This window comes from Oceanospirillum sp., assembly GCF_982874595.1.
Genome location: NZ_CEYNZH010000006.1, coordinates 81,415 through 97,291, shown reverse-complemented (window position 1 = coordinate 97,291; position 15,877 = coordinate 81,415). Strand labels below are relative to the sequence as shown.

Sequence of the window (15,877 nt, the reverse complement as noted above, 5' to 3'; positions counted from 1 at the left end):
TATGATGCGCCTATCTAATGGTCAGTTCTAACACCAACCCAATTTCCAGCTGGCAGGCCTCTGTGTCTCAGACTACCGATAGCAGCATTCAAACCTCGCTTCCTTCTCAATCCGGGCAGCCTCAAGAACCTGAGCTGTCGCAGCCTCCGGTTAATCCCGAGGGTAAGCCTTCTGTGCGCTATCAGCTGATCGGTGGCTGTATGGCTTTGGCGCTACTGCTGACCGCCAGTAATCCCCTTACTCACTTATCTCTGATCTGGCCGGGGCTGCTGCTCTGGAGTGCTTTGGCGCTCAGCTGGAGTCAGCTGGCGATTGCTACACGCCGTCAGGCAGGGTTACTGATGCTGGTGGGTTTCGGCGGTATGGGCTGGGGTGTTTTTCAGGGTGCTGATCTGCCCTGGCAAACGGCGATCAGTTCCAACGGAAATCTGTTGGCGATGCTGATGGCGGTGAGTTTTCTATCCATGGTTGCCGCCAAAGAGCCGGATGAAGAACCGGAAGCTCTGCCGGAAGGTCGCTCAGCGCTTAAACAGACTCTTGCAGGGGTTCATCTGTTTGGTGCTGTGATCAATATGTCCATCGTTTTTATCATGGCGGATCGCTTTGCCTCTGCCAGTCATGACGGCAATACGCTGAAGAATACCCAGCATCAGGTTTTGTCCCGGGCATTTTGCGCGGGAGCATTCTGGTCGCCCTTCTTCGCTGCAGTGGCGGTTGCCCTGACCTATGCGCCGGGTGCGAACCTTCTGGCGTTGATGCAGGCAGGTATTCCGCTGGCAATTACCGGTGTGCTGATCACCTATTTCGAGTTACGCCCCAAGGCGGAATCCTTTACCGGGTATCCGATGCGGATCAGCAGTCTTGCCTTACCGGCATTTCTGGCACTAGCGGTCATCAGCGCCCATTACCTGTTCCCAACGCTTTCGGTGCTGCAGATTATCAGTATTCTGTCGCCACTCACAGCTATTGGTGTCCTGCTGTTCAAACGTAAGCCAGTGGTCAAAAAATTGAGAAATCATACCCATACCCGTCTTGCCCGTATGGGTAATGAACTGGCGCTGTTTTTGGCGGCAGGTACAATGGCTGCAGGACTGGGTACTTTGTTTACACTCTATGCCGATCAGCTACCGATTCCTCAGCTGACGCCTCTGGTGACCTCGTTACTGCTTCTGGCAATGCTGGTGCTGTCACTGCTGGGGGTACATCCGGTGATCAGTATTGCCACCATCAGTGGGCTGATGGTTCCAACTAATCCGCCGATGGATCTGCTGGCGATGGTTTTTCTGGCCAGCTGGGGGATAGGGACAGCCTGCAGCCCGATGTCCGGGATGAATCTGTCACTGCGCGGACGTTACTTTATCAGTGCCAAACAGGCGCTGAGGAATAATTTGCATTACGGGGTGATTATGTGGCTGATCACCAGTGCATCACTCTGGTATTACAATCCGTTATAAAAGACGGCCGACAGATGGGCTGCTATGAGAAATAGAGGCGGTGCTACAAGAAAGGCTGGAGACAGGGAAGAAAATATCAGGTGCTGCAACGGCGCAACACCTAACAATAGAGACCCTTATTCAGCGCATTTCACGCAGAAGGTGGTTTCAGGAAGGATCTGCAAACGCTCAACGGCAATCTCGTCACCGCAGCTTTCACAAATACCGTATTCACCTTCATCGATTCGCTTCAGTGCCGCTTTGATCTGCTCGATGCTGTGCAGGGTCTCATTACCGATCTCATCCAGCACCTCATCATTTTCCCGCTCCTGTGCCTGCTCGGCAGAATCACTGGAGTGAGCCTGAGCCACATCTTTTTCAATATGGTTCAGGCGCGACGTTAAGCTTTCCAGCTCTGCACTCAGCTTGTCTTTAATCGCTTGAATATCCATAAGCACAATCACCTTGTTAAATACGGGCTTCGGAAAAAGTCAGCCATAAGCCCAACCCGAAGCCAAAAAACAGAAAGGCCGCTAACTTCGGTGTTATGAAGCCGCGACCCTCAATGCAATCTGATTCAGCAAGCTTTCAGCTTAACCAAAAAACCAACAGCTCACTCAGACTGTTAAGCTTGCTTCAGCATAGCAAACATTTCATCTTTCAGTTTCAGGCGACGAACCTTAGCAGCCTCTTCCACATCCGTTGCAACAGGCTTCTGTTCAGACTCCATGTTCTCAACATCTTTTGTCAGGTCATGGTACTCATCAAAGAGCTTACGGAAGTGTGCATTGCTCACTTTCAGTTCATGGATCTGTTCTTTGTATTCCGGTAACTCACTCAGCAGGTCATGATGTTCAATTGGCATAATCGTTCTCCTTGGTTGTTTGTTCAGATACTCTATCTATATAGATTGAGATCAAAAGATAAAAATCAATGCTCTCCCTAATATTTATCTCTTAACCCCTTGAGTTATCAGGTTATTTAGGGAGAGTGAATCTTTATCCTCAGACTACTCTTACTACAGCATTACGTACTGATTCAGATCAAAAAAAATCTCACCAGATAACCTGCCGGTACCGTGAATAAGCTATCAATTGAGCGAATCCTACAATGACTAAAACAATCAACTATTAGGGGGCCAAGAATTTCAACTTGAACAAAGAGGCACAAGGAGAATTTAAAAGTGAGCAAAAAAATATACCTAAATTATTTTTTCGGTCCGGCTCCTGTATTCAACACACCGGCATCGAACGCCTCTTCCAGCTGACCTTTCAGAGCTTGCCAGAGTTCGCTGCTGCCCTTGTCGATACGGGCGTTCAGCCCCAGAACCTGCTCACGGCTGATATTGTGCGTGCGCCAGCTGTGGCCGTGATTCTCCCCTTTGCCGTGCAGGTTGTGCAGCAAAGGGGGCACCCGATCTATCGCTTTAGCGTAGCGGGCATCCGGGGTTTCACCGGCTTCAAATTCATACCAGAGCTGCATATATTCATCCCCCTGCCCGTCCGGCAAGAGCGCTAACAGGCGGGCAACACCTTCGGCTTCTTCATCTTTCAACTCCGGCGTTTCACTGGCGTAGATAATGGTATCTCCGGCATCGATCTCACCCAGATCATGGATCAGCAACATTTTGATTACCCGATCGATGTTCACGGGTTCATTGGCAAACTCTTTCAGCATCAGCGCCGACAGGCAAACATGCCAGCTGTGTTCGGCAGAGTTCTCAAACCGATCCAGACCCACAGGCTTTGTTTTGCGGTAAACGTCTTTCAGTTTTTCGATCTCAACAATAAAACTTAAAACCTGCTCAATGGCCTGCATTTTTTCACCCTTCACTTTATAAACATCGACACGTTAACGCCTGAATCTCAATCGGGAACACCGTTGCGATCCAGAATCACAGGCCCCGCTCCTTCTGAGGCTAACTCATCTTCGGCATTGTACAACGGGCAGCTTTTCATCGAGAGGCAACCGCACCCGATACAACCCGTCATATGATCCCGAAGACGCTCCAGATAGCGAATACGCTGGTCGAGTTTCTCCTGCCAACCGGCGGAGAGGCGCTCCCAATCTTTCTGTGTCGGGGTGCGGTTTTCCGGCAGAGCCGAAAACGCCTGCTCGATCTCACTTAACGTAACGCCCAGCTTCTGCGCCGCCTTGATAATGGAGATACGACGCAGCACATCCGGTGTGTATCGCCGCTGATTACCAGGGTTGCGATGACTTGAGATCAACCCGCGCTGCTCATAAAAATGCAGCGTACTGATCTTAACCCCGGAGCGCTCTGCCACCCGCCCCACCGACCATTTATCCCGGGTCGCCATACTGATTCCTCCTGTGAATTTCCCACCCAAACTGGACATCAAAAATTAAATGGCAAAAAAGTTGAAACAGGGTCTTTACCTCAACCTAACTTGAGGTTTTAAGCTGCACTCATTCTACAAAAGCAAGCACATCAAAAAAAGACAACTTAAAAGAAGGAAGCAGAAGATGATTCACTTAGAACACGTCAATTTGGTCGTTACCGATTTAGTGGCATCACTGAAGTTTTATCGGGCAGCATTTCCCCAATGGAAAGTACGCGCTAAAGGCGAAAGTAACTGGTATGGCAAGATCAGAAACTGGCTGCACTACGGCGATGATTATCAGTATCTGGCACTGAATGACTCCGGCACCGGTCACAATCGGGATCTGACCGGGCACGAACTGGGGCTGGCTCATATCGCCTTTGTTACCTCCAATATCGATGCCACCATTACACGATTAGCAGAGGCCGGATTCGAGATCAGTAAGGATGGCGCTGATGAACCTTACCGACGCAATGTCTACTTTATCGACCCGGATGGTTACGAAATCGAGTTTGTGCAATACCTGAGCGACCTGCCGGAAGAGCGCAATGCCGCACCAAAAGCGGTCACTGAAGAAGCGGAAGCCTTCAGTAAAGCCGTCTATCAGTAAGACATTGAAAAGCGGTTTATTCGGCAAATTCTACCTACCAGTAGAAACCCTGAGCGAGACCATAAATGCTCGCTTAGGGTGCACCAAAACAAACCGGAGAGAGGGAAAGAAAGAGTGAAAACCGAGTAATCAGAAAGCCAGTTCCGGGCTCTGAAGTTGACTCTGGTGACATTTACGCTGCCAGTTACGCTCAAAGAAATAGTAAGCCACGGTGTTAAAACAAGGTTCCACAGCAGCAACCAAACCACCCACCAGAAAGTCACCGGACAACAGGTAGCCCACCGTAAAGGCAACGCCGAAGTGAACCACGGCAAAACTGCCGGTTTTGATCCGGGCTGATGCCGCCAGCTTTAACATCTGAAAACGGCTCCAGACCTTTTCGTGGAAGTAGAAAGCAACCGTGTTAACAGCCGGTTCCAGCAAAGCGATCAAACTACCGATGATGATGTCACCGGTCAGCACAAACGCCACGGTGAACGCAATCGTGAAGTGAATCGCCGCAAAATTCAGTGCCTTTTTCATGTCGCCCGCCTTGCCCGGTGAACCGGAGCTATCATTGAATACAGGTGTATTATTGATAAGGCTTCTTATTTGCGACACTCGATAGTTTCGATGGCGTTGATAGGTTTTGGCTATCTCACGGAGCAAGGATTTTTGTCAGCCATTGACGGATATCTGCCACGACTCTTTTCCGATCACTGGAACCGTCAGCCTTGTTGAACTGATGATCCAGCGCATCATAGGTCAGATAATGGATATTGTCTTTGCCCGCTGCCTTTAACTCGTTGACCAGTTGCGCCTGTTTTTGCGGCGAAACCGAACGATCCTGCCCGGATTGAATCAGCAGCACCGGTGACTCAATCTGCTGTAATACCGCCTGCTGATCAAGAGACAACATCTGCTGCCACCAGTCATAGGCATGCCCACTGACAATAAGATCCGTTGGCGGACTATTCAGAATATGTTGGCTGAAACCTTCAAACCCGGCCAGCGCTTCTCTGGCAACCTCTGGGTTGGGTGATTCCAGCTGAATACTGTGCAGCACATCATCCTTAAACCAGCGACCACCACCATTAAAGGCGATGCTGGCGCTGACCTCCCGTTCACTGGCCAGGAGATTGGCGATAACCGCCCCCTCGCTGCCACCAAGGACAATAAGCTGAGGGTAATGCCCATTGTTTATTACCTTATCGAGTACCTGGCGGATATCGGCAACCCGTTGCCTTGGGCTATCCCCTTTCAGGTACGCTTGCGGGCAATCTTGTCGCTCACCAGCAGAGCTGTAACTCAGCTGTCGATCAATACCGTATTTCTCCACCAGCAGCAGATCCGCCTCCGGCCAGACGTTACGGTAATCGGTAAAGATAGAGTCGATACGGGTCACACTGTTGCAGTCCGAACCCTGCAGGATCAGCAGTAAAGTATCGGTGTTGGGCTTTGTGCCCGCAGACAGGTAATAGTGAAGATTCGAACCGTCAGAGCGCGTCAGGGAGTAATCCCTCAGCTCCGCATAAGCGGTGGTGGCGGTAATGAACAACAGCAGAAAAGCGAGAACACGGCGTTTCATAAAAGACCTCATTGCCAGACCGGAGCTGATCGCTATCCCAGTCGTTTCCTTGCAGGGTTAGGGTTATTGGAACAGAAAAAGCGGAAAAGGTTTAGAGGGATTTCCTGAATTCACCCAGTCAGAAAAGTGACTGGCTCCCAGCCACAAAAAAAGCGGCTTAACTTGCGTTAAGCCGCTTTCAGAACCCCTCAGTTCTTTGTCTGTAGCAATCGACGATTAAAGCGCCTGCTGTGGTTTCAGCTCGTCACTAACCTGTGTCAGCTTGCCGCTGAGGTAGTTGAGCAGTACGCCGTACATAGGTACAAACAGGAACAAGGAGATGATGATTTTGAACACGTAATCCACCATGGCGATCTCAGTCCAGTGCTCAGCCATAAAGGCATCCGGGCTGTTGTAGAAGGCGATGGCGAAGAAGGCCAGTGTATCCAGTGCGTTACCCAGAATGGTAGACAGGGTTGGCGCGACCCACCAAGGGCCCGCCTGACGCAGGCGGTTAAAGACGTGCACGTCCAGAATCTGCCCCAGTACGTAGGCCATAAAGCTGGCAACGGCGATTCGGGCAACAAACAGGTTGAACTCGGTCAGCTGAGCAAAGCCCTGAAACGCGCCTTCAAAAAAGAGCACCGACAAACCATAAGAGACCAGCAGCGCAGGCAGCATCACTTTAAAGATGATCTTACGCGCCATCTGAGCACCAAAGATGCGGACGGTCAGGTCGGTTGCCAGAAAGATAAAGGGAAAACTGAACGCGCCCCAGGTGGTGTGAAAACCAAACAGGGTAAACGGCAGCTGCACCAGATAGTTACTGGAGGTGATAATCAGCAGGTGGAAAGCCACCAGCCAGGTCAGCGCTTTGCGCTGTTGAGCAGACGTGAATGCACTCATCAGTGACACCTTTTTATTAGTTGGGGTGAGGGAACCCAAGTGAACTTGTAGCCGGGGCAAAACAGACTGTTGATAGCTTCTGTGAATAAGTGATTCACGTTAGAGCTGTTGATAAGTGGTGGTCCACTTATCAGGCCTGATCGGTCGTGTGCCTGCCTTTGGCATTAACGGCCGCGCATTATACCGAAGTGAGCCCCAGACAAAAGTCTGAATCGAATCTTTTTTCGCTTTTTTTCCGCCCTGTCCCTTTTAGCTGTATCGCATTTTTTGCCATCGTTTTCAGACCACCTGTCGATTAATTTTTCTGACTTGCAGACCACCGGATTCATCTCTATGGACTGGTAAGTACTTTTGATTGCTCTATCATGCTCGCTCCTGCCTGTGTCGCTGACACCACACCAAGTGATCGATGACGACAACCCGAATACCTGAAACCTGTTCACGATGAGTACGGTCATGTTTACATTTTTTGAACGCCTGATTGCTGCTTTTCCTAAGGAAGAGCCTCAACAACCACCCGGTAAGCTGCTGCAGTTTATTCTGCACTACACCAAGGGCATGGGTGTGCCCCTGATCCTGATGTCTGTGCTGACGGCTGGTGTAGCCACCCTTGAAGTCACCCTGTTTGGTTTTATGGGTCAATTGGTGGACTGGCTGTCCGCTCAGGATCCGAAAACCTTTCTGGAGAAGGAAGCCTCTACCCTGTTCTGGATGGCGTTGGTGCCCTTGGTTGCACTGCCGCTGACCGGACTCTTGCATTCGTTAGTGGTGCACCAGAGTCTGCTGGGTAATTTCCCGATGGCGATCCGCTGGCAGGCACACCGCTATCTGCTGAAGCAGAGTGTTTCTTTCTACTCGAACGATTTTGCCGGACGGATCGCCACCAAGGTGATGCAGACGGCTCTTGCCGTGCGTGAATCGGTGATGAAGCTGCTGGACGTGCTGGTCTATATCGCGGTGTCTTTTATCGCCATGCTGGTACTGGTCGCACAATCGGACTGGCGTCTGATGATGCCGGTGCTGGTCTGGCTGGTGCTTTATATCGCCATTCAGATTTACTTTGTGCCGAAGCTGAAGGCGATCTCCACCGAACAGGCGGATGCACGCTCAATCATGAGTGGCCGTATTGTCGATTCCTACACCAATATCGCCACGGTGAAGCTTTTCTCTCACACCAACCGCGAGGCGGATTTTGCCCGCGAAGGTATGGATCAGTTTATGGACACCGTGTATGTGCAGATGCGTCTGGTGACCTGGCTGAACTTCTGCGTGCAGGGTATTAACCATCTGTTGTCTTTCTCTATTGCCGCCCTATCAATCTGGCTATGGATGGAAGAGATCGTCGGCGTGGGGGCGATTGCGATCTCCATCGCGCTGGCGCTGCGTCTTAACGGCATGTCCCACTGGGTGATGTGGGAGATCAGTGCGCTGTTCGAGAATATCGGTACCGCTGTCGATGGCATGAACACCCTGTCTAAGCCGCTGCAGGTACAGGACAAGCCGGAAGCGAAACAGCTGACCGTGGATCACGGCGGCATCGATTATCAGGATGTGGTCTTCCACTACGGCGAAGACAAGCCCGTGATCCCACAGCTGAATCTGAATATCCAGCCCGGTGAAAAAGTGGGCCTTGTGGGCCGTTCCGGTGCCGGTAAATCAACACTGGTCAACCTGCTGATGCGCTTTTTCGATGTGGAATCCGGCCAGATCAGGGTGGATGGTCAGAATGTTTCTGAGGTCACACAGGATAGCCTGCGCGCCCAGATCGGTATGGTGACGCAGGATACCTCTCTGCTGCACCGCTCCGTGCGGGACAACATTCTTTACGGTCGCCCGGATGCCAGCGAAGAAGAGATGATCGCTGCTGCCAAAAAAGCGGAAGCTCATGAGTTTATTCTCGGCCTGACCGACCCGAAAGGCCGCAAGGGTTACGACGCCCATGTGGGCGAACGGGGCGTGAAGCTCTCCGGTGGTCAGCGTCAGCGTATCGCTATCGCCCGCGTGCTGCTGAAAGATGCGCCGATTCTGCTGCTGGATGAGGCAACATCAGCTCTGGATTCCGAGGTTGAAGCCGCAATTCAGGCGAGTCTCTACACCCTGATGGAAGGCAAAACCGTGATCGCTATCGCTCACCGCCTCTCTACCATCGCCGCGCTGGATCGTCTGGTAGTGCTGGATAAAGGCGAAGTAGTGGAACAGGGTAGCCACGCCGAACTGATTGAACAAGGCGGCATTTATGCTCAGCTTTGGGCGCACCAGACCGGAGGCTTTTTAGGCGAAGAGTAGGGTAATTAGAGCAGGTCGAGGAATAGCCTGAAAAAATAACCCCATAAATGTAAGCCGGGCACTCCCCCACCTAAAGAGGGAATGCCCGGCTTTTTAGTATCAGAAGCTAAAGCTCGCGTTTACTTAACTTTCATAATACCCAGCAGCACACAAAGCAAACCACCACCCATACCGGCATAGGCCTCAATCGGGGTATCGCCACTGACGGCACGGGTCAGTTGCGAGCTGGCCGAGTCATAAACATCGTAGCCCCAGAATGCCAGTGCGACACCAATGATGATCAGAGCGATACCGATAATTTTGCCGTTGGAGTTTTTCATACTGCTTCCTTAAATGCGTAATGAAAGGCCAGCGCTCTTCAACTTTAAAGTAGGTCTGCGCCAGCCAAAATAAATCATAAAACCCAGTTTGAATATTTAAACAATAACACAACCATAAATGACGGACGGGTAAGTGTTCTGATCAGTTTAGTAACGGGTTTTAGCAGGCGTTTTACTAACCTTTACGGTCAACCTATGACGTGTAAGTCGGCTCATTTTCATTAAGCCAGTCCTGGGTATACTCACCGATAAAATCCAGCACAGCACGAATGGCGGGTAGCTTGCGATTATCCCTGTGGCGGGGCATCCACTGGGGGCCAAAGGACAGTGCTGTTTACCAGCGTTTATGGGTATCAAAGTAATCCCGCAGGAAATCCACAAACGCGACGATACGGGCAGGAAGAAACTGACGATGCTGGTAAACCGCATAGACATTAAAGTCATGTCCGGGGTAATCCGCAAACAGCTGAACCAGTCGCCCCTCTTTCACAAAAGGAGCAGCGATAAAGTCCGGCTGCTGAATCACCCCCATGCCCTGGGCTGCCGCTTCACACAAAGCGCGGCCGTTATTCGCTGCCAGTGTCCAGTGCACCCGTACCTTCTGGCGTTGCCCCTCCTTATCCTGAAAGACCCAGTAGTTTCTGTCCTGAGTCAGGTAGGTATACAACAGACAACGATGCTGCTGAAGCTGTTGCGGAGATTCTGGTGTCCCCTGCTCTTTAAGATATTCCGGTGAGGCATAAAACCCGCCCCGGCACTGAGTCAGCTTTCGGGCGACAAGGCTGGAGTCAGACAAATTGGCGATGCGGATAGCCACATCAAAATTATCAGCGGTCAGGTTACGCTGACGATCATCAAGCTCCAGTTCAATCCGCACCAGGGGGTATGATTTCTGAAACGCCTGAATCGGTTCAATCAGGTGTAACAAGGTAAAGTCCATGGGTGCCGTTAATCGCAGCAATCCCCGGGGGTCATGCCCCTGCTGTGTGACGGAAGACTCCAGCTCCTCAATCTCGCTTAATAATGACCGACAGCGATTGTAGTAATACAAACCTTCATCTGTCGGATTCACCCGTCGGGTGGTACGGTTGAGCAAGCGGATACCCAGATCTTTCTCAAGGGCAGCAATATGTTTACTCACCATCGCAGTGGAGATGCTCAGGCTACGCCCCGTAGCCGCAAAGCTTTCCAGCTCCACCACACGGCAATAAACCTGCATAGCTGTATATTTATCCATATATATTTCCTAAGTACACTCAACCGGCACAAAACGGTCTGTCTTAAAAAGCGAACAAACGTCACTCGGACACTTACTTTGCAATAAAATTGTTAACCAAAAAGAAACAGTGAATAGCATTTAAGACCTATTATCATGCTAATCCATCGGATCTACAATAAACCCATCAAATGCAGCACGGCTAACCCGCTGGCTGCCTCAATGAATACGCCTTAAATAAACTTAGGGAAAACGGGATAAAAACCATGATGAAATCTTTGATTAAACCTGTACTGTTGTCTGCTGCTCTGATTTCTGGCTCAGCTTTTGCCGCAGACTACAAAATTGATCCATCACACACAGCAATTCTTTTCAAAATCAGTCACTTGGGTTTCAGTGAAACCGTCGCCCGTTTCAACTCAATGGAAGGCGAATACAGCTACGACTATAAAAAACCGACGGCATCCAAGATTACGGTAAAGATTGATGCCGACAGCCTGGACTCTAATCACGAAGCCCGTGATAAACACATTAAGAGCCCGGACTTCCTGGATACCAAACAGTTCCCGGAAATCACCTTCACCTCTACCGATTACAAAGGTAGTGCGACGAAGGGTGTTCTGACCGGTGAGCTGACCCTGCACGGTGTAACAAAGAAAGTAAATCTGGATATCGTGAAAATCGGTGAAGGCGAAGATCCATGGGGTAACTACCGCAGCGGCTTCAATGGTACAACCACCATTAAGCGTTCTGAGTTTGGTGTTGACCAGATGCTGGGCGGTATCGGTGACGAGATCAAAGTTGAGCTGTTTATCGAAGGTATCCGTAAGTAATTGATACCAAGACAAGCCTGTCAGGCTTTACCTGCAGAAAGCGCCCTTGGGCGCTTTCTCTGTTTTAGGGCATTGAAGCTGCCTCAATAATACAACCTTAAGTGCTGAGCTTAGCTCTGCGCTCCCTGATAAAGGACACCTCAAATATGTATGGTGAATCCGTTTCACCGCTGATGATGCTGCTGCCGATTGTGGTTTATCCCATGCTGGCAGCACTGGTGATCAGCTTTATCCTCTTTAAGCTGGAACAGACCGGTAAAGGCAAAATCGCCTACTGGCTGGCCCCTCTGGTGATCTGGCTGGCCTGGTTAGCAGCCGCTCAGGGTATTCATACCCGCTGGAGCTTCCCGCCCCGGCAAGCGATGGACTGGCTGTTGCTGATGCCGCTGATTCCGGCTCTTGCAATTCGTACGCCACGAAATATCCGTATGGCGGGTTTTGGCGTTGCTCTGGTACTGAGCTTTGCGGTGGTCGCTCAACCGATTGTGGGGCGTATGTCTCTGATTGAGATGGTCAGCCACGCCATTGGCGGTCTGCTGGTGGCAGGTATCGTGGTTATGGGTTCTGAACGTCAGAACAACAGCTTCCGCTTTCCGGTGAGTCTGATCGGTATGATGACGATGTCAGCACTGGTGATCGGCATCTCCAGCTCGCTGTCGCTGGCGCAACTGGTTGGTGGTATCTGCTCAGCACTGGGGGCGGTCTGGCTACTGAGCCGTGTTATCACCGCAGAACCGCGTACCCAGCTGGTGATCGCACAGGGTGCTATGGCCGTCTGGCTGATGGTACTGGCTTACGCCCACTACTATGCCGATGTCAATATCTGGGCGCTTCTGCTACTGGCTCTGCCACTGCTGGTGAAATGGCCTTCCGGGCAGGACAACAAGCAGCCCTGGTGGAAAGCATTGAGCGAAACGCTGGTTGCCAGTGTGATTCCCGGTCTTCTCGCAATCTGGCTGGTTTGGCCGGAACAGCCGCTGTACTGATCCCAAACGCTACATCAGCTTTAAAGACTGAGTCGTTTTACTCGTAAAAAAACATATGGCAGGATCCTGTTCAGTTAGCGTCTTTAAGATGCATTGAGCACCAGATCCTGCTTTTTTTTTGCGACAAATTGTCGCTGCGACACTCTGCCTACTGTGACATCAGGCCACATTTTCATTATCTGCCCAGCCTCTAAAATCACTATCAACCATTAGCAGTTGCTAATTCCGATTCCTCCCGGAGCCATCACTCTGTCACCCAACCGACAAAGCGGCTCCGGCGGAATTAGCCTTCAGGAAAAAGTTCCAGAACCATCAATACAAACCATCAAGATCCGAACCATCGATACAAGCCATCAAGAAGAGCTATCAATACAACCCCTTCAATAATCTGATTTGTTAAGGATGTTTGCGTCATGACTCCCGCACGATCTCTACTTTCTCTCGCAATTACGGCCGCGCTGGCTGGCTCTCCCTTTTCATTAGCTTATGCCGAAACATCAGATAACACTCTGGCACCCCAGGCATCAGAATCAGGTCTGGTGATCGAAATCACCCGCGGTCAGCAGCAGGAAAATCTGAGTCAATCTCTGGAAAGTGTTCAACCGGCACCTGTCACCGATGGTGGTGAACTGCTGAAGAGCCTGAATGGCATCTCCGGCACCCGTATGGGCGGGCGCGCCATTGATCCGATTATTCGCGGCCAGAAACAAACCGCTGTGAATGTTCTGCTCGATGGCGCTTATCTGCATGGTGGCTGCCCCAACCGTATGGACCCGCCCACCACTTATACCGCTGTCGACAGTTATGACTGGATTACGGTCATTAAAGGTAACCGCACCGTTCAGTATGGCGGTGGCGGATCCGGTGGCACCGTGCTGTTTGAACGCAAGTGGCCAACCTTTACAGACAAACCGGTCACCGGCTCCGTCAGCAGCAGCTACGAAACCAATGGTGAGAAATGGGAGATGGCTGCGGATGTCGCCGCAGGCAGTGATCAGGGCTATATCCGTGTGATTGGCCACACCGCTGAGGGCGATAACTATGAGGACGGTAACGGTGACGAAGTGCGCTCGGCATACAAGAGCCAGTCCGGCACCCTGATGGGCGGCTACGCCATCAGCAATAACACCCGTGTTCAGGCCAGCTTTGAGAAAACCGAAGAAACCGACGTGCTCTTCGCCGGTGCCGGTATGGACAGCCCCTACGCCCGCGCTGAAAACATCCGCCTGAAACTGGATCACACCTTTACCGGGGGTTCTCTGAAAACCCTTAAGGCTGAGATCTATCAGAGCGATGTTGAACATCTGATGGACAACTACAGCCTGCGGGAATTCACCGCCAAGATGAAGATGGATGCCCCCTCTACCTCAGATACTCAGGGTGGCCGTCTGGTCTTAACCGGGGTGACCAACCGCATCGACTGGTTAGCCGGGATCGATCTGCAGGACAACACCCGCAACGCCAACCAGCAGCTCCCCATGATGATGGATAAGATTGCCGGTATTCAGTGGCCGGATGCCAATATCCGCCAGATAGGACTCTTCGCAGAAGCAGAAACAACCCTCGACGGCAGCAACCGTATTAAAGGTGGTCTTCGTGTCGATCAGGTTGATGCCAGCGCCAGCCGGCCCGATGAAGCCTTTACCGGCGGCATGATGGCCGGAAAAACACCGGAAGACCTCTACGGCACCAGTAACGTTGACCAGACCGAAACCAATGTCGGAGGCTTTGGCCAGTGGAGCCACAGTATCAACGCACTCTGGCAATGGGATACGATTGTTTCCCGCAGTGTACGCACCGCAGATGCCACCGAACGCTATATCGCGACATCTACATGGATCGGCAACCCAGAACTGGAACCGGAAAAACATCACCAGCTGGAAGGCATCCTATCGATCAATATGGGAGCTGCCAAAGGTTCCGTCAGCGGCTGGGTGAACAAGGTCGATGATTATATTCTGCGCTCAAATGTAACCGGGAAAGATCGTTATACCAATGTGGATGCCACCCTGATGGGTATCGAAGCACAAGCCAGCCACCGCATCAACGCTAACTGGTTGTTCAGTACACAACTGGCATGGATCAAGGGTGAAAACGATGACAACGGTGAAGCTCTGTCACAGATCTCGCCTTTGGAACTACGTGCTAAAGCGCGCTATCTGCAGAACAGCTGGCAGGCGGGTCTTGAGCTGGTTTCCGCGACCAAGCAGGACGACGTCTGCCTCTACGATGACAGTGACTGCGGTGGACAGGATGTACGGGAAACCCCCTCGTACTGGGTTGCTAATCTCGATGCCCGCTATCAGGTACAGGATAACCTGACACTGGACGCCGGTATCAACAACCTGTTCGATAAAGATTACACCCTGCACGAAAGCCGCAACGACAGCTTTAATCCAGAGCCTGTTCAGGTAATGGAACCAGGACGCAGTCTTTGGCTTAAGGCGCACTATAGTTTTTAAGACAGGCGTTTTTAAGACAGGCGTTTCTGAGTTCTGAGCCTGAGGCATCTGATCCGCTTTGTTATCAGTCAGGTACAAAGACTGATTCGTTTTCCTTTCTGAAAATTCAGCCACGCCATTTCCGGCGTGGCTTTTTTTGTTTTAAACCCTTGCCCGTAAAAATCGACTAACCTTGGAAGAGTTAAGTATCCGGAAAAAAACAACCATTGAAGGATCTGATAATGAGCGAGCTAAGCCAATTTTCCTGCGAGGCATGCCGAGCCGATGCACCCCGGGTAACCGGTGACGAACTGGAACATCTGTTAAACGAAGTTCCTGAATGGCATCTGGTCGTGGATGACGATATCCGACTGATCTGCCGCGTTTATACCTTTAAGGATTTTCGCAGCGCACTCAATTTTACTAACGCGGTGGGGGAACTCGCAGAGGTGGAAAATCATCATCCGGAGATCGTTACCGAATGGGGCAAAGTCACCGTACGCTGGTGGACCCATAAGATTATGGGGCTGCACAAAAACGACTTTATTATGGCCGCCCGAACCGATGAGATTTATGAGCAGGGCTAACCCTGCTCGGTACCCAAGGCAGCTCTCAAGCCACCGTCAACCCAGATCCAATTTACATCAGAAAAACCGGCATAAAAACAAAGATGCGGGTTCCATGCCTATCGCTCCCATCCTGCGACCTATCGCCAACCACTATCGCACTAAAACACGCCACAGATCAAAATCGATACCGGTTGATTCAAACGGTTAACCAACCACTCATCCCAGAATAAATAGTATCCCAACAGAAAAAAGACAGACATATTTCGCTACAAAACCCGGCTTTTGTAACACAAATCTTAGAAAGTTTTTCAATTGTAATCCCATAGATACATCATAAAGTTATTATTCTATTATTGGATTCAGCCACCCGCTCGATCAGCTCAAAA

Annotated in this window: 16 protein-coding genes; 7 read left to right on the top strand and 9 right to left on the bottom strand. The window is 51.0% G+C overall.

From position 1 onward, the window contains the following. The first annotated feature begins 17 nt into the window (after positions 1-17). Entirely contained in the window at positions 18-1,454 is a 1,437-nt protein-coding gene (locus AC4GL5_RS04590; protein WP_490381614.1) for a hypothetical protein, read from the top strand. 116 nt (positions 1,455-1,570) lie between these two features. Here the strand turns inward: AC4GL5_RS04590 and AC4GL5_RS04585 are convergent, their stop codons facing one another. The 4 genes from AC4GL5_RS04585 to soxR all read right to left on the bottom strand — a co-directional run bounded on the left by AC4GL5_RS04585 (position 1,571) and on the right by soxR (position 3,754). Further along, positions 1,571-1,885 carry a TraR/DksA family transcriptional regulator gene (locus tag AC4GL5_RS04585; RefSeq protein ID WP_490381613.1) on the bottom strand — a complete coding sequence of 105 codons (315 nt, stop codon included), beginning with the start codon at positions 1,883-1,885 and terminating at the stop codon, positions 1,571-1,573. 173 nt (positions 1,886-2,058) lie between these two features. Then, a complete protein-coding gene (locus tag AC4GL5_RS04580; protein ID WP_490381612.1) occupies positions 2,059-2,298 on the bottom strand; it encodes an HP1242/YdcH family protein in 240 nt (79 codons plus the stop codon). Positions 2,299-2,639: 341 nt separating this feature from the next. Then, complete coding sequence (locus AC4GL5_RS04575; protein ID WP_490381611.1) at positions 2,640-3,251, bottom strand: HD domain-containing protein; 612 nt, start codon at positions 3,249-3,251, stop codon at positions 2,640-2,642. 47 nt (positions 3,252-3,298) lie between these two features. Next, positions 3,299-3,754, bottom strand: coding sequence for a redox-sensitive transcriptional activator SoxR (soxR, locus tag AC4GL5_RS04570; protein ID WP_490381610.1), 456 nt, complete (start codon positions 3,752-3,754; stop codon positions 3,299-3,301). A 166-nt stretch (positions 3,755-3,920) separates the two neighbouring features. Here soxR and AC4GL5_RS04565 point away from each other — a divergent pair, with 166 nt between their 5' ends. Continuing rightward, positions 3,921-4,388 carry a VOC family protein gene (locus AC4GL5_RS04565; protein ID WP_490381609.1) on the top strand — a complete coding sequence of 156 codons (468 nt, stop codon included), beginning with the start codon at positions 3,921-3,923 and terminating at the stop codon, positions 4,386-4,388. Positions 4,389-4,517: 129 nt separating this feature from the next. Here AC4GL5_RS04565 and AC4GL5_RS04560 read toward each other — a convergent pair whose 3' ends face one another. The 3 genes from AC4GL5_RS04560 to AC4GL5_RS04550 form a co-directional block, all read right to left on the bottom strand. Continuing rightward, positions 4,518-4,910, bottom strand: coding sequence for a DUF2061 domain-containing protein (locus AC4GL5_RS04560; RefSeq protein WP_086481393.1), 393 nt, complete (start codon positions 4,908-4,910; stop codon positions 4,518-4,520). A 115-nt stretch (positions 4,911-5,025) separates the two neighbouring features. Next, positions 5,026-5,955 carry an alpha/beta hydrolase family protein gene (locus AC4GL5_RS04555; RefSeq protein ID WP_490381608.1) on the bottom strand — a complete coding sequence of 310 codons (930 nt, stop codon included), beginning with the start codon at positions 5,953-5,955 and terminating at the stop codon, positions 5,026-5,028. Positions 5,956-6,171: 216 nt separating this feature from the next. Beyond that, the gene (locus AC4GL5_RS04550; RefSeq protein ID WP_490381607.1) at positions 6,172-6,840 is read right to left on the bottom strand and encodes a 7-cyano-7-deazaguanine/7-aminomethyl-7-deazaguanine transporter; all 669 of its coding nucleotides are present in this window, start codon (positions 6,838-6,840) and stop codon (positions 6,172-6,174) included. A 456-nt stretch (positions 6,841-7,296) separates the two neighbouring features. On the opposite strand from AC4GL5_RS04550, the gene AC4GL5_RS04545 reads away from it, so the two are divergent. After that, on the top strand, positions 7,297-9,126 hold the full coding sequence (locus AC4GL5_RS04545) for an ABC transporter ATP-binding protein (protein ID WP_490381606.1): 1,830 nt from the start codon (positions 7,297-7,299) through the stop codon (positions 9,124-9,126). 119 nt (positions 9,127-9,245) lie between these two features. Here the strand turns inward: AC4GL5_RS04545 and AC4GL5_RS04540 are convergent, their stop codons facing one another. Further along, positions 9,246-9,446: a DUF3185 family protein gene (locus tag AC4GL5_RS04540; RefSeq protein ID WP_490381605.1), complete on the bottom strand. Its 201-nt coding sequence runs from the start codon at positions 9,444-9,446 to the stop codon at positions 9,246-9,248. Between the two features lie 334 nt (positions 9,447-9,780). Continuing rightward, the gene (locus tag AC4GL5_RS04535; RefSeq protein WP_490381604.1) at positions 9,781-10,683 is read right to left on the bottom strand and encodes a LysR family transcriptional regulator; all 903 of its coding nucleotides are present in this window, start codon (positions 10,681-10,683) and stop codon (positions 9,781-9,783) included. Between the two features lie 245 nt (positions 10,684-10,928). Here AC4GL5_RS04535 and AC4GL5_RS04530 point away from each other — a divergent pair, with 245 nt between their 5' ends. The 4 genes from AC4GL5_RS04530 to AC4GL5_RS04515 all read left to right on the top strand — a co-directional run bounded on the left by AC4GL5_RS04530 (position 10,929) and on the right by AC4GL5_RS04515 (position 15,509). Beyond that, positions 10,929-11,495, top strand: a complete 567-nt coding sequence (locus tag AC4GL5_RS04530) for a YceI family protein (RefSeq protein ID WP_490381603.1) — start codon at positions 10,929-10,931, stop codon at positions 11,493-11,495. 146 nt (positions 11,496-11,641) lie between these two features. Continuing rightward, the gene (locus AC4GL5_RS04525) at positions 11,642-12,481 is read left to right on the top strand and encodes a hypothetical protein (RefSeq protein WP_490381602.1); all 840 of its coding nucleotides are present in this window, start codon (positions 11,642-11,644) and stop codon (positions 12,479-12,481) included. A 413-nt stretch (positions 12,482-12,894) separates the two neighbouring features. Further along, positions 12,895-14,943: a TonB-dependent copper receptor gene (locus tag AC4GL5_RS04520; protein WP_490381601.1), complete on the top strand. Its 2,049-nt coding sequence runs from the start codon at positions 12,895-12,897 to the stop codon at positions 14,941-14,943. Between the two features lie 221 nt (positions 14,944-15,164). Continuing rightward, entirely contained in the window at positions 15,165-15,509 is a 345-nt protein-coding gene (locus AC4GL5_RS04515; RefSeq protein ID WP_490381600.1) for a 4a-hydroxytetrahydrobiopterin dehydratase, read from the top strand. The last annotated feature ends 368 nt before the right edge of the window (positions 15,510-15,877 follow it).

Excerpts from the sequence above, each read along its gene's own strand:
- AC4GL5_RS04590 (WP_490381614.1), top strand. The coding sequence starts at position 18 with ATGGTCAGTTCTAACACCAACCCAATTTCCAGCTGGCAGGCCTCTGTG.
- AC4GL5_RS04585 (WP_490381613.1), bottom strand. The coding sequence starts at position 1,885 with ATGGATATTCAAGCGATTAAAGACAAGCTGAGTGCAGAGCTGGAAAGC.
- AC4GL5_RS04580 (WP_490381612.1), bottom strand. The coding sequence starts at position 2,298 with ATGCCAATTGAACATCATGACCTGCTGAGTGAGTTACCGGAATACAAA.
- AC4GL5_RS04575 (WP_490381611.1), bottom strand. The coding sequence starts at position 3,251 with ATGCAGGCCATTGAGCAGGTTTTAAGTTTTATTGTTGAGATCGAAAAA.
- soxR (WP_490381610.1), bottom strand. The coding sequence starts at position 3,754 with ATGGCGACCCGGGATAAATGGTCGGTGGGGCGGGTGGCAGAGCGCTCC.
- AC4GL5_RS04565 (WP_490381609.1), top strand. The coding sequence starts at position 3,921 with ATGATTCACTTAGAACACGTCAATTTGGTCGTTACCGATTTAGTGGCA.
- AC4GL5_RS04560 (WP_086481393.1), bottom strand. The coding sequence starts at position 4,910 with ATGAAAAAGGCACTGAATTTTGCGGCGATTCACTTCACGATTGCGTTC.
- AC4GL5_RS04555 (WP_490381608.1), bottom strand. The coding sequence starts at position 5,955 with ATGAAACGCCGTGTTCTCGCTTTTCTGCTGTTGTTCATTACCGCCACC.
- AC4GL5_RS04550 (WP_490381607.1), bottom strand. The coding sequence starts at position 6,840 with ATGAGTGCATTCACGTCTGCTCAACAGCGCAAAGCGCTGACCTGGCTG.
- AC4GL5_RS04545 (WP_490381606.1), top strand. The coding sequence starts at position 7,297 with ATGTTTACATTTTTTGAACGCCTGATTGCTGCTTTTCCTAAGGAAGAG.
- AC4GL5_RS04540 (WP_490381605.1), bottom strand. The coding sequence starts at position 9,446 with ATGAAAAACTCCAACGGCAAAATTATCGGTATCGCTCTGATCATCATT.
- AC4GL5_RS04535 (WP_490381604.1), bottom strand. The coding sequence starts at position 10,683 with ATGGATAAATATACAGCTATGCAGGTTTATTGCCGTGTGGTGGAGCTG.
- AC4GL5_RS04530 (WP_490381603.1), top strand. The coding sequence starts at position 10,929 with ATGATGAAATCTTTGATTAAACCTGTACTGTTGTCTGCTGCTCTGATT.
- AC4GL5_RS04525 (WP_490381602.1), top strand. The coding sequence starts at position 11,642 with ATGTATGGTGAATCCGTTTCACCGCTGATGATGCTGCTGCCGATTGTG.
- AC4GL5_RS04520 (WP_490381601.1), top strand. The coding sequence starts at position 12,895 with ATGACTCCCGCACGATCTCTACTTTCTCTCGCAATTACGGCCGCGCTG.
- AC4GL5_RS04515 (WP_490381600.1), top strand. The coding sequence starts at position 15,165 with ATGAGCGAGCTAAGCCAATTTTCCTGCGAGGCATGCCGAGCCGATGCA.